The sequence below is a fragment of the Cohnella panacarvi Gsoil 349 genome (assembly GCF_000515335.1).
In the GTDB taxonomy this organism is placed as follows: Bacteria; Bacillota; Bacilli; order Paenibacillales; family Paenibacillaceae; genus Cohnella; species Cohnella panacarvi.
In genome coordinates, this window is sequence record NZ_KI911563.1 from 3,947,447 (window position 1) to 3,960,350 (window position 12,904).

Genomic DNA, 12,904 nt, shown 5'->3' on the forward strand with positions numbered 1-12,904 from the left:
ATTCATGCGCGTCAATGAACGTCGGACTTGAGTTGAAGCGAGACGCAGACGTGCGGTTTTTGGTCGTCTACCACCAATTGAGCGTCGGCCACTTGATAGGAAATACCGTTTAATGTAACGCCGTTCACGAGTCGCAGCAGCAAGAGAAGCTGTTCGATGTCGGGAACGGCGTTCTCCGTTTGCGATCCGTCCGGGAGCTTCCAGAACACGGTCATGGCTTGTCCTCCTCCGAAGGTGAGTCGGGCGATTTGCGACTCTTGCGTATTTCCACTACTACTGCGACAATTAAACAGATGACGATTAAAACATTGAACCATATTGGCGCTTGTAACATATGTAACCGCCCCTGCTCTTATTGATATCGGCTGCGTATTCCTATTGTAACTTGAAATATATTCAATTTACAACAACAAATTTGAATAATCTCCAATTTTTATAGGGTGAATACACACTTTCCCTTATACTGAGAGGCAAGAGGGGATGACGGATGACTACGTTCGGAAAGCGATTGAAACAGGCCCGATCGAACAAGAAGCTGACCCAGAATGACGTCGCTGGCAAGCTAGGCATCGATTTTACGACGATTTCCAAGTACGAGAACAATAAATCCCAGCCGGACAACGAGATACTGCGCGAGCTCGCCGAGCTATACGAAGTGTCGTTGGATTGGCTTATATCCGGACAAGCCATGCCCGGCAAACCTGTCGATACGCTTTGCGTCGACGGCGTCCTTCAACCGCTTACGCGCGGCGAAGCGCTTCATTTGGTCGACAGCTTGGAGATGTATCGTCTCCTTCGCGCCAAACGAGAGAAAGATCAAGCGGGCAATCGGGCGCCTCAATCACGCCGTTCAGGAGACTAACTAGAGATTCGGGAGACGCCGATGTACAAGCAGCAAGGAAGGCCATTGCGGAACGTGGGGATATTCGCCCATGTAGACGCGGGAAAGACCACGACGACGGAACAAATCTTATTTCGGAGCGGCAGCATTCGGTCGTTGGGCAGCGTCGATGACGGAACCGCCCAGACGGACTGGCTGGATGTCGAGCGGACGAGAGGCATCTCCGTTCGCGCGGCCGTGACGCGATACTCGTGGCGAGACACGGAAGTGAATCTCGTCGATACGCCGGGTCACGTCGATTTCCTCTCGGAAGTCGAACGTTCGCTTCGCGTCATGGACGGCGCCGTGCTTATCGTGTCGGCCGTCGAAGGCGTGCAGGCTCAGACGGAGGTGATCTGGCAGGCGCTTCGGGACTTGAACATTCCGACTTTGCTCTATATCAACAAGCTGGATCGGATCGGAGCGGCCCCCATGCGGGTGCTGAGCGAGATCCATCGGTTATTGACGGATCGGGCCGTGCCGATTCAGGCGGTGACGAACATCGAAGCGGACTTCGACGGTTCGATCGACTTAGTGGAATGGGGACATAGCGGAACGTCCAATTTGCCGTCCGTAAGAGAAGATCGGGAGCGATTAGCGGATGCCGTAGCGCTCCAAGACGATGCGCTCATGGAGCGCTACCTGGAAACGGGGGAGCTCCCGGACGCAGAGCTCGTGCCGACGTTGATCGACGCTGCCGCATCGGGTAAGCTGTTCCCCGTATTGTATGGGGCTTCGAACAGAGGCATTGGCGTAGACAAGCTTATGGATGCGATCGTAACGCTGCTTCCCTCTCCTGCGGGCGATCCGGAAGGCCGGCTATCCGGTATCGTCTTCAAGCTGGACAAGGATCCGGCGATGGGGCGAGTCTCTTACGTGCGCTTGTATGGCGGCATGCTGCGCAACCGAGACTCCGTGCGCAATGCCACGCAGGACATCGAGGAGAAAATCACGCAAATCCGCAAAGTCGAAGGACAGCGCAGCGAAGACGTGGGCGTTCTGAGCGCCGGGGACATCGCGGCGGTATACGGCTGGAGCCGGGCGAGAATCGGCGACGTGATCGGATCGCCGGAAGGCGTGCCCGGCGAACGCCGCTTGGCAGAGCCGTTGCTGACGGTGCAGGCCCATTGGCAGAACGAGGCGGAATACGCGGCCGTCGTCGCGGCGTTCCAGGAGCTGGCGGACGAGGACCCGCAGCTTGACGTGCAGTGGCTGCCGGAAGACCGCGAGCTTCATCTCAAAGTCATGGGACCGATCCAAGTGGAAGTGCTGGGGCAGATGATGGCCAGCCGGTTCGGTTTGAACGTCACCTTCGACGAGCCTTCGGTCATCTATAAGGAGACCCCGATCGCGCCAAGCGAAGGCTTTGTAGCGTATACGATGCCGAAGCCGTGCTGGGCGATCTTGCGGTTCAAGATCGAACCGATGCCGAGGGGCAGCGGCTTGTCTTACAGCTCCATCTTACGGACGGAACGGCTGCTGGAGTGTTATCAGAACGAGGTAGCCAGGCGGGTGCCCGAAGCGTTGGAGCAAGGGCTCAAGGGATGGCCGGTCACCGACCTGAAGATTACGCTGGTCGAGGGAGAGCATCACGTCTGGCATACGCATCCGCTCGATTTCGTCGTCGCGACGCCGATGGGCATTATGGACGGGCTTGTGAATACGGGGACGAAGCTGCTGGAGCCTATGCTCCATTATAGGCTGTCCATTCCGGAGGAATTCGGCGGCAGGATCATGAGCGAGCTCGTGTTCATGCGAGGCACGTTCGATACCCCGGTCGTGCGGAATGAGCGCATGGAGATCGAAGGGATGCTGCCCGTCGCGACTTCGCTGGATTTTCCGGCGAGGCTCGGTTCGTTGACGAAAGGACGAGGGATGCTGAAGACGTTGTTCGGAGGCTATCAGGATTGTCCGCCGGATGTAGAAGCGACGCGCGGACGCCGGGGCGTGAATCCGCTGGACACGTCTAAGTGGATTCTGGCGACCCGCAACGCGTTATCAAGCGAATAGCATGCGAAGGGCCGGGAGCGATCGCTCCCGGCCCTTCGCATGTTTCCTAGGCGTTCAGTACAAATTTATCCAGTACGTGCTTGATTCCATCGTCGTTGTTGCTTAACGTCACGTAGTCGGCAATCTCTTTGAGCGCAGGCACGGCATTGGCCATCGCGACGCCGAGTCCAGCCGCTTCGACCATCTCGTGATCGTTCATGGCGTCGCCGATGGCGATCGTCTCTTCTATCGGTATGCCGTAATGCGCGGCCAGGAAGCGAAGGGCATGACCTTTCGTTCCTTCCAGGTGCATGAACTCCAAGTAATTCGGCTTCGACTTCGTCACGTACACCTCGTTGCCGAACAAGGAGCGTACTTCCGGCAGGAGCGCATCCAGCCGGGAGGGCTCGTCGATTACGAGCATCTTCGTTTGCTTCGGGCGAGCGATGATCTTCTTGAAGTCGGGCTCGATCGTGTACGGGATTTTGGATTGCGCGGCGTAGCCGAGCAGCTTGTCGTTCTCTTCTGGCGCGTACAGCTTGTCGTCGATGTAGGTCTGCAGATGCAAGCCGTTCGCGATACAGTATTCGTATAGGCGCAAAGCGACGCCCGCAGGCACCGAGCGCTCGTATAGCACTTCTTCGTCCATGAGATTTTTAATCAACGAGCCTTGGTACGTAATGATCGGTACGTTCAGTCCGATCTGACGAGCGATCCGCTGAGCGGAATCGAACATGCGTCCCGTCGCGATCGTGAGGCGGACGCCTCGCGCGATGGCGTCGGCCATCGCTTGTCTCGTCGGCTCGCTTACGGTCAAGTCGTCGGTCAACAGCGTATCGTCAAGATCCATGGCAATAAGGCGGTAAGGCATAACAGGTTTCTCCCTCTCTCTAGGCGGTTGCCGACAGTAAACGATTTCGTTCCATTGTATCTTATCAGGGCGAAGACGGAAAGTTAATGTACCAAAATATGATATAAACAAGCCAATATCGAACAGAAGGAATAAGCCCGACGATCTTGAATAATATATGGATTGGAAATCGTTTTCTATCAGGTTACCGCACACACACATGGAGGGATTCATTTGGCTCGCTTGGATTTTCCGAAAGATTTCGTCTGGGGAACGGCAACGGCTTCATATCAGATCGAAGGCGCTTATAACGAAGACGGTAGAGGCATGTCGATCTGGGATACGTTCTCGCGCGTTCCCGGCGCGGTAGTGAACGGAGACAACGGAGACGTTGCCTGCGACAGCTACCACCGTTACGAAGAAGACATCGCGTTGCTGAAACAGCTTGGCGTCAAAGCTTACCGCTTCTCGATCGCATGGCCGCGCATTTTCCCGCAAGGAACCGGCGAAGTGAACGAGAAAGGCTTGGATTATTATAAACGCGTCGTAGACGCTCTGATCGCCGCGGGCATCGAGCCTTGCGCGACGCTGTACCACTGGGATCTTCCGCAAGCGCTGCAGGACAAAGGCGGCTGGGCGAACCGCGAGACGATCGACGCGTTCGTTAAATACGCGGAAGCTATTTTCAAAGCGTTCGACGGCAAAATCAAGCAATATATCACGTTCAACGAGACATGGTGCGTATCGTTCCTTTCGAACACGATCGGGGCTCACGCGCCGGGCAACAAAGACCTTCAGCTCGGTATCACCGTTGCCCATCATTGCATGGTCGCCCATGGCGAAGCGGTTAAATTGTTCCGCAAGCTCGGCGTTGCCGGCGAGATCGGCACGACGCACAACCTGTACTGGTTCGAAGGCTATACGACGAAACAAGAGGATCAAGACGCGGCATGGCGCCTGCGCGCTTGGAACAACGAATGGTTCATGGAGCCGACGTTCAGGGGCACGTATCCGAAAGCGCTCGTCGAATGGTTCGAAGCCAAAGGCGGCGTCGTACCGATTCTTCCGGGCGACATGGAGACGATCTCCCAGCCGATCGACTTCATCGGAGTGAACTTCTACAGCGGCGGCTACGGCCGTTATAAGAAGGATCATGAAATGTTCGATTGCGAAGAAGTGCAAGTCGGCTTCGACCGCACGTTCATGGATTGGAACGTGTACCCTGAAGCGCTGTACAACGTACTCTCTTGGGTACACAAGGAATACGGCGATACGCCGATCTACATTACCGAGAACGGAGCTTGCTACGACGACGTGTTGACGGCGGACCATAAAGTTCACGACGTTCAGCGCACGGCGTATTTCCGCAAGCATTTCATTCAATGCCACCGTTTGATCGAGTCCGGCGTACCGCTCAAAGGTTACTTCGCTTGGTCTTTGCTCGATAACTTCGAGTGGGCGGAAGGCTACAACAAACGTTTCGGAATCGTATATACGAACTACGAGTCGCTGGAGCGTCATCCGAAAGACAGCTACTATTTCATTCAAGACGTGATCCAAAACAACGGATTCGACGTATAGAACATCTCTCCATAAACCGACCCTAGCGGTCGGTTTTTTTTCTTGTCTTATCAGAAACTATAAAATGTGGGGTTAGAGGCAGCCTATTTCAATAGGGTGATGCGGGATGAGAACGGGTCGTAAAGCGGACATCCTGGAGGGCATGTTCGTAGGTCCTGGCGTGATAGTCGCTATCGTGTGACCGTGAATACGATCGCACGATAGCGACGGTGCGAACCCCACTCTCTCCGCCAACCACTAGAACCTGCGATCGTACAGTTATTTCATAGAACCGGTAAGGTGTTAATTCAATAAGTGCAAATGTGCAGGTGATAGCTAGCCGCGTGACTCCATTGAAGGTTTGCAGGACTAATACCTGCAGTTTCGCAGGATGAAGGGTTGAACGAGCGATTTCGGGTAGGACTAACAGCAGAATTGCAGGTGTGGAGCAATGGAAGTGGGGGACAAGCGTGCGAACCCCCGATGCAGCGACGGAAGTGGGGGACAAGCGTGCGAACCCCCGATGCAGCGACGGAAGTAGCGGACAAGCGTGCGAACCCCCGATGCAGCGACGGAAGTAGGGGACAAGCGTGCGAAACCCCGATGCAGCGACGGAAGTAGGAAGGGCCGTCCATCCTGCCGCGCTCTGACGCACGCCGCCTTTGGCGCCAAAAGCGCACGTCGGGAGAGCCGCCGGAAAAGATCGGCAACGGTACCTTAAGGGGTGAGATAAGCACGTCCGCGATCCGAGTAGGACCGGTTTATTAATCTTCATAGGAAGCGGGCTGATTTTCCAGGGATAATTGAACCCGAACGAACGCATACTGCGAACGCGTTTAAATCTTCGGCAAAGAAGGATACGAATGCCCTATATTTGCGAATATTGCGAGCGGGACTGCGAATCGGCCCGCTCCGTAACGGTATACGACAAAGACGGCCGCGAAGAACGTTATGAAACGCTCTGCGAACCTTGTTACGAGGATTGGCTGCTTTCTTTGAGGGGATAGCGCGGCATCAAAAAACCGGCCTGAAGGCCGGTTTTTGTATTATGGCAAGCCATCGGTTCTGCCGCTCGACTGAATAGCCGACACGGCTTCCTCTTGCAGTTGAGAAAGCGTCTCTTCCACGGTCGTTCGTCCGGCGATAATCGATTGCGCGGCTTCGGTTCCTTTGGCGTTCAACGCCGCGCTCATTTCGAGAACGCCAGGCAATTGATTCCGTTCGAGTTGTTCCAGGATCGTATCGGCGTCCAGCTTGGCGGCATAGACGCGATCCGCCGGATCGTTAGCGATGCTAACGGAAGTTGCCCGATTGGCGTGAAGCGGGAAGTTGCCGGAGACGTAGTCTCTCTCGGATTGCTCTTTGCTGACGATATACTCGATCAATTTCATCGCTTGGTCCTTGTTCGGGGATTTCGCGTTGATGGCATAGATGATCGCGCCTCCGAACGAACGGGTAACTTCCGGAGCGGTGCTGCTGCTTACGGGCAACGCGTCCCAGTCCCCTGTGAAAATCCCTTTCTCGATGGCTTTCGATATGAAATTCCATGAGCTGTTGTAAGATTGAAGCGACATGGCGGCGCGATTATTGATGAACGTGTCCGCTTTCATAATCGATTCTTCCGTCCAACCGATGTTCGAGGCTGCCGGGCCGGGCTCGTTGTTGATCCATCCTTTCCCGAAGCCTTCCGTAACTTGACTCCACACTTTGTGCCATGCATCGCTATCGACCTGGGGCAAGCCCTTCGCATCGACGAGAGACAAGCCTTCCGAACGCCCGACTTTCATAATGGCGTTGTAAGGGTCGGATCTCCAGCCGAAAGATAGGCCATAAACAGGCTTACCGTCTTCAGTCGAACCGTCGAAACGCCCGGCAAGCCGGAAAATATCGTCCCATGTATCGCCTTCATCAGGGAGCGGAACGCGATGGCGTTGGAACAATGTCTTATTGTAGAACAGAAGATCGGTGCTGAACTGATCGACAAGCGCGTAGAGCTTGCCTCCGCCGGCTTCGCGCATGAGTTCGATCATAGGTTGATACATCTCGTCCAAGTCGACACGATCGCGCTTCAGCATATCGTCCAAAGGAATGATCGCCCCATCTTTGGCCAAATCGTCGATGTAGGCTAACGGAATTTGCAGGACGTCCGCATTCGACTCTTCCAACCACTTTCGGTAGGATGCCAAGTCGTTGCTTTGCGAGGTAACAATTTTAAAATCGATGTTCGGATGCCGAATCATGTAGGGCTGACCGATCTGATTCATAAAGCTCTGGTTATCCCAATATTGTACGATCAGTTGCGCTTCCGTCTCATCCACCCTAGGTTCGGTGGCTACCTGCTGTGGCTGCATGCCGCGATTAATCGCCCATGCGACCGCGGCGACCGATACGATGGATACTGCGGCGACCGCAATCCGCGCGGAGCGTAGTCGGGTCGTTCGATTCAACCGAATCCTCTCCTTGATCTTGTTCATCGATTCGACCGAGAATCCGCCGTTGCCGAGCGGAAGCTGCTGAAGCTGCTTCTCCCAGTGATCGTCATGGTTCATGTTCGATCTCTCCCTTCCGATACGGCCGACTTGCCGAATGTTCGGTTGATGACCGCCCGCGCGCGGAAGAGACGCGACTTGACCGTACCTTCGCTTAGTTGCGTCAGCTCCGAAATTTCCTTGATGGAGAGCTGGTGATGGGCATAGAGCAGCAACGTTTCGCGAAGCTTGCGAGGCAGCTCGAGTACGGCGTTCCATATCTCCCGTTGCCGTTGCGTGCCGAACCATTCGTTTTCGGCCGACGGCCGCGCGAGTCCTTGGCCGAAGTCTTCGGGGATGAATTGGACTTTCCGAAACCATGCGGACTTGAAGTAGTCTCGCGCCGTATTGCGCGTGATCGCCAGCAGCCATGCTTTCATCGAGCGATCGCCGCGATAGGAATAGATATGGTGATAGGCTTTGATAAACGAATCCTGGGCGATATCTTCGGCCAGTTCCCTGCGGCGCGTCAAGAAAAACGCGTAATTCCACACTTCCTTGCCGTATGTAACCATCAATTCGTCAAGCAGGGCATTCCGGTCGAGACCGTCGTTCATTTGCTTAAGATAGTCGTAATCCACTCGGATGACCTCCTTAGCAATAGGACGATTCGGAGCGCGAAAAGTTCCCTTAATGTTACAAACAAACCCATTTTCCTTCGTAAGACCTCAATAAGAGGGTGATCTTTGTCATCCGGCGCCGTTATCCGTTACAATAGTAGGGATGTCTGAACCTAGAAAGAGGATCCTATCATGAACGTCGTCGTTGCGACGCTGAACGCCAAATACATTCATACTTCCCTCGCGCTGCGCTACTTGAAGTCGTTCGCGCAGGGCGAATTCGACGTGCAAATCGCCGAGTTCACGATCAAAGACCCCGCGATGAGCATCGTCGCGGATTTATTCGCGCGCAAGCCCGACGTCATCGGCTTCTCGTGTTACATCTGGAACATCGAAGAGACGATCGTCGTCGTGGACATGCTCCGCAAAGTGTTGCCGGACGTCAAGATTATGCTCGGCGGACCCGAGGTGTCGTACGACACCGAGTTCTGGATGAATCGTCTCCCGGCCGTCGATTACATCGTCATGGGCGAAGGGGAGGAGACGTTCCGCGACCTGCTTCGTCAGATTGCCGGCGATCATAAGTACCACTTCGTGTTCGGCCTTGCGTATCGCAAAGGCGAGCAGGTCATTATCAATCCTGGTCGTCCGAAGCTGGAACTAAGCGCGATCCCTTCCCCGTATCGCTTCCAAGAAGACATTCCGTCGCTGCGCAATCGCGTCGTGTACTTCGAGACGAGCAGAGGCTGTCCGTTCAGTTGCCAATTCTGCTTGTCCAGCATCGAGGTCGGCGTCCGCTACTTCGATATGGATTGGGTAAAGGCGGAGCTGACCTACTTGATCGACAGCGGAGCGAAGCTGATCAAGTTCGTCGACCGGACGTTCAACATTAAACGCGACTATGCGATGGAGATATTTCAGTTTCTCATCGATAACCATCGGGGCTGCGTGTTCCAGTTCGAGATCACGGCGGACATCATGCGTCCCGAAGTGCTCGATTTCCTCGCGGAGAACGCGCCTCCGGGCGTGTTCCGGTTCGAGATCGGCGTGCAATCGACGAATGACCCGACCAATCTCGCGGTTCAGCGCCGGCAGAATTTCGCGAAGCTGACGCGGACGGTCGTGAAAATCAAGGAAAGCCGCAAGATCGACCAGCATCTCGATCTGATCGCGGGATTGCCGCACGAAGACTACGATACGTTCCGCAAGACGTTCAACGACGTATTCGCGCTTCGTCCGGAAGAGCTGCAGCTCGGGTTTCTTAAGATGCTCCGGGGTACCGGGCTGCGCAACGACGCGGAGAAGTTCGGCTATACGTATATGGAGCGGGCGCCGTACGAAATGCTCGGCAACGAGCTGATGCCGTTCTCCGACATCGTGCGCATCAAGCGGGTGGAGGACGTGCTCGAGAAGTATTGGAACGCGCACCGGATGAATCGGACGATGGAATATTTGGTCGCGCAGGCGTATCCGTCACCGTTCGATTTCTTCCAAGCGTTCGGAGATTATTGGGAGGCTCGCGGCTGGAGCCGGATCGGGCACCAACTGGAAGACTTGTTTACGAGGCTGTGGGATTTTCTCGAAGCCGACGAGGCGCCTGGACTCGACTCCGATGCGGCGTTCGGGCTGCTTAAGCTCGATTACTACGCGCAGCATAAATACAAACCTCGTAAACCGTGGTGGGAAGATCGCATGGAGAAGAAGGACTGGTCGGCCCGCATGAAGCTATTCGCGGAACATCTCGGTACGGACGAGCGGGAGCTTCAGAAGAAAGCCGTATTGGACGTGCTGCCGTTCGATTATGCGGTATGGGACGCGGACGGCACGATCGACAGGTCGCGTTCTTCGCTGCTGGCGGTGCTCTATTCCGGCGAGGATGGACCGCCGCGCATCGTCGAGTTGCCGTTGCCAGAGGAAATTGCGAAATAGCGATCCTAAGGTTGTATCTATCGGGAGGGGATTAGCCGAATGTTCAGCAACGCGATTGCCCGAAGAATTGAAGATTTAGAACGACTGTCGCCGCCTCTGACGGCTAGAGCGGATTTGGAGCGCTATTGGGACGACACGCTGGCGAATTTCGCGAACAAACCTCTTAACGCGACGCGAGAAAAGGTAGTTACGCCATTCGTCGATATGACCGTTTATAAAGTCTCTTACGAGGGGTTCGACGACACCAAGGTTCGCGGCTGGTACATCCTGCCTCGTAGACAATCGGAATCGGGCGAGACAATACCCTGCGTCGTACTGTATCACGGTTATACGGGAAGCAGAGGTTTTCCCGAAGAGTACGCCGCGTTCGTAATGATGGGAGTCGCCGTATTCGCGATCGACGTGCGGGGGCAGAACGGCGAGACGGGCAATCTTCTTCCGCAAGAGCACGGCATGGCCAAGGGGTGGATCACGCAGGGGATTTTGCATCGCGACACGTGTTACTACAAGGCGATCGCGATCGACGCGATCAAAGCGCTCGATTGGGCATGCGAACAGCCTGAGGTCGACCCGTCGCGCATTTGCGCACAGGGTCCAGCCAAGGCGGAGGGCTGGCGCTGATCGCGGCGGCTTTGTCGGACAAACCGGCTATCGCGGTCGCGCATATTCCGAACATGTGCCAGATGGACTTCGGCATGCTGAACTCGAGCAGCTCTCTGTCGGAAGCCGCGGCGTTCTGCGAGAGGTTCCCCGAGCATCTGGACGCGGTGCTGGAGACGCTGAGCTACTACGACAACATGAATCTGGCTCATCGGATTCGCATTCCGGTGTTCGCGAGCGTCGGCTTGAAGGATTTGACGACGATGCCGGAAACGATCTACGCGGCTTACAACCGGATTACATCGGACAAACGGATCGTCCCGTCGCCGTTCTCCGGCCATACGGTAACCGGCGATCAGAACCGCAAGGCGATGGCGTTCATCGCGGAACGGTTGTTGGGATAAGGCGGGGCGTGCTGCGTCGATATCCCCTTCGCTCAGGGGATATTTAAGGGTCGAATCGACCTCTAATCGCAACACTTCCGGCTAAACGCCGATTTAAGGGTCGAATCGACCTCTATTCGCAACACTTCCGGCTAAACGCCGATTTAAGGGTCGAATCGACCTCTATTCGCAACACTTCCGGCTAAACGCCGATTTAAGGGTCGAATCGACCTCTAATCGCAACACTTCCGGCTAAACGCCGATTTAAGGGTCGAATCGACCTCTATTCGCAACACATCCGGCTAAACGCCGATTTAAGGGTCGAATCGACCTCTATTCGCAACACATCCGGCTAAACGCCGATTTAAGGGTCGAATCGACCTCTATTCGCAACACTTCCGGCTAAACGCCGATTTAAGGGTCGAATCGACCTCTATTCACAACACTTCCGGCTAAACGCCGACTTAAGGGTCACATGGAGCATAAACGCATTCTAAGGGGCGAATGGGCTTCTAGCCAGACGAGAGTCAGATAAAATAAGGCGCGAGGATATCGAGCATCCTCGCGCCTTATTTTATTTATCCTTATACAGCTCCCGCATCACGTGCCCGAGCTCGGGCACGATAAGCCGCGTCATCGCGAGCTTTACCGCGCCGGTCGAACCCGGCATCGAGAAGACGGCCGTCCGGCCGATCGTGCCGGCGATCGCCCGCGATAGGATGGCCGCGGAGCCGATGTCCTCGGTGAAGCTCAGCATGCGGAAAATTTCCCCGAAGCCGGGCATCTCCTTATCGAGCAAGGAGCGAACCGCCTCGAAGGTCGTATCCCTGCCCGCGATGCCGGTGCCGCCGTTCAGCAGCACGGCTTCCACGGCGGGGGCGTCCGCCGCCTCGCGCAACAAGGCGCGAATGCCATCGTAGTCATCCTTGACGATCCCGTAACCGGTAATCGCGTATCCATGCTCCGTGAGCAATCGACGGATGAGCTGGCCGCTCGAATCCGTCTCCGGCGTTCGCGTGTCGGATACCGTAATGATTCGGCAAGCGACGGTTCGCGGCGCTTCTTGCCGGTGTTGCTCGGTAGAAGTCGGTGTATCGGCCATGTCATTACCCGCCTATTCCGTTTCGTTCGGCGTTGCTTCATCATGCGACTCTGCGAGCAACGGGTCTGCATTCGCCTGTTGCGCGGCAGGTTGCGCCGTCTCTTTGATCAATCGGTCCACGACCGCGGGGACGACGAGCGTCAAGGCGAAAGCCGCGGTCATCCATACGGTGAACGACTGATGCTGGAACGAATCGAATTTCGGAAAGACCGAATCCCGGTTCGCGATCGTAATCGAATTCAAGAAAAGACCGATGACGGTAGCGACGTATCCGAATTGAGTCGCCGAGCCCTTCTCGCGGAACACTCTCAGCCGAATGACGAAGGCTGCTCCGATAAGAAGCAAGAACGTAAGCAACAACAATAGGAACAGCGAAGATCCGAGCTTTTCGCCCTCGCCAGGCAATATCCAATCGCCCAGCAACAGGAAGAACAAGGTAGACACTGCCCACACGGCAGCGCCGCATCCGGCCATCAACAATCTTTGACGCATAGCAATCCGCCCTTTCGACAACCGATGTCAT

10 protein-coding genes and 1 pseudogene are annotated in these 12,904 nt (G+C 55.5%); 5 read left to right on the forward strand and 6 right to left on the reverse strand.

The features are described 5' to 3' along the window. Window positions 1–11 precede the first annotated feature (11 nt). Complete coding sequence (locus tag COHPA_RS0118965; RefSeq protein WP_027087723.1) at window positions 12–215, reverse strand: hypothetical protein; 204 nt, start codon at window positions 213–215, stop codon at window positions 12–14. 272 nt (window positions 216–487) lie between these two features. Between COHPA_RS0118965 and COHPA_RS24620 the strand changes: the two genes are divergently transcribed. Together COHPA_RS24620 and COHPA_RS0118975 are read left to right on the forward strand one after the other, a co-directional pair. After that, complete coding sequence (locus COHPA_RS24620) at window positions 488–862, forward strand: helix-turn-helix domain-containing protein (RefSeq protein WP_027087724.1); 375 nt, start codon at window positions 488–490, stop codon at window positions 860–862. A gap of 21 nt (window positions 863–883) precedes the next feature. Continuing rightward, window positions 884–2,890, forward strand: a complete 2,007-nt coding sequence (locus tag COHPA_RS0118975) for a GTP-binding protein (RefSeq protein WP_027087725.1) — start codon at window positions 884–886, stop codon at window positions 2,888–2,890. A 46-nt stretch (window positions 2,891–2,936) separates the two neighbouring features. On the opposite strand, the gene COHPA_RS0118980 is transcribed toward COHPA_RS0118975, so the two are convergent. Next, entirely contained in the window at window positions 2,937–3,740 is an 804-nt protein-coding gene (locus COHPA_RS0118980) for a Cof-type HAD-IIB family hydrolase (protein WP_027087726.1), read from the reverse strand. A 213-nt stretch (window positions 3,741–3,953) separates the two neighbouring features. Here COHPA_RS0118980 and COHPA_RS0118985 point away from each other — a divergent pair, with 213 nt between their 5' ends. Next, window positions 3,954–5,300 carry a GH1 family beta-glucosidase gene (locus tag COHPA_RS0118985; RefSeq protein ID WP_027087727.1) on the forward strand — a complete coding sequence of 449 codons (1,347 nt, stop codon included), beginning with the start codon at window positions 3,954–3,956 and terminating at the stop codon, window positions 5,298–5,300. Window positions 5,301–6,325: 1,025 nt separating this feature from the next. On the opposite strand, the gene COHPA_RS0118995 is transcribed toward COHPA_RS0118985, so the two are convergent. Further along, a complete protein-coding gene (locus tag COHPA_RS0118995) occupies window positions 6,326–7,828 on the reverse strand; it encodes an ABC transporter substrate-binding protein (protein WP_027087728.1) in 1,503 nt (500 codons plus the stop codon). After that, window positions 7,825–8,388, reverse strand: a complete 564-nt coding sequence (locus COHPA_RS0119000) for a sigma-70 family RNA polymerase sigma factor (RefSeq protein WP_027087729.1) — start codon at window positions 8,386–8,388, stop codon at window positions 7,825–7,827. The genes COHPA_RS0118995 and COHPA_RS0119000 overlap by 4 nt, the downstream gene beginning before the upstream one ends. A 171-nt stretch (window positions 8,389–8,559) precedes the next feature. Here COHPA_RS0119000 and COHPA_RS0119005 point away from each other — a divergent pair, with 171 nt between their 5' ends. After that, window positions 8,560–10,296: a B12-binding domain-containing radical SAM protein gene (locus COHPA_RS0119005; RefSeq protein ID WP_027087730.1), complete on the forward strand. Its 1,737-nt coding sequence runs from the start codon at window positions 8,560–8,562 to the stop codon at window positions 10,294–10,296. 114 nt (window positions 10,297–10,410) lie between these two features. After that, window positions 10,411–11,300: pseudogene (locus tag COHPA_RS23825) on the forward strand (acetylxylan esterase). Between the two features lie 553 nt (window positions 11,301–11,853). On the opposite strand, the gene COHPA_RS0119020 reads toward COHPA_RS23825, so the two are convergent. Both COHPA_RS0119020 and COHPA_RS0119025 read right to left on the reverse strand, forming a co-directional pair. After that, window positions 11,854–12,381: a MogA/MoaB family molybdenum cofactor biosynthesis protein gene (locus tag COHPA_RS0119020; RefSeq protein WP_027087733.1), complete on the reverse strand. Its 528-nt coding sequence runs from the start codon at window positions 12,379–12,381 to the stop codon at window positions 11,854–11,856. 12 nt (window positions 12,382–12,393) lie between these two features. Continuing rightward, complete coding sequence (locus tag COHPA_RS0119025) at window positions 12,394–12,873, reverse strand: hypothetical protein (RefSeq protein WP_027087734.1); 480 nt, start codon at window positions 12,871–12,873, stop codon at window positions 12,394–12,396. Window positions 12,874–12,904 lie beyond the last annotated feature (31 nt).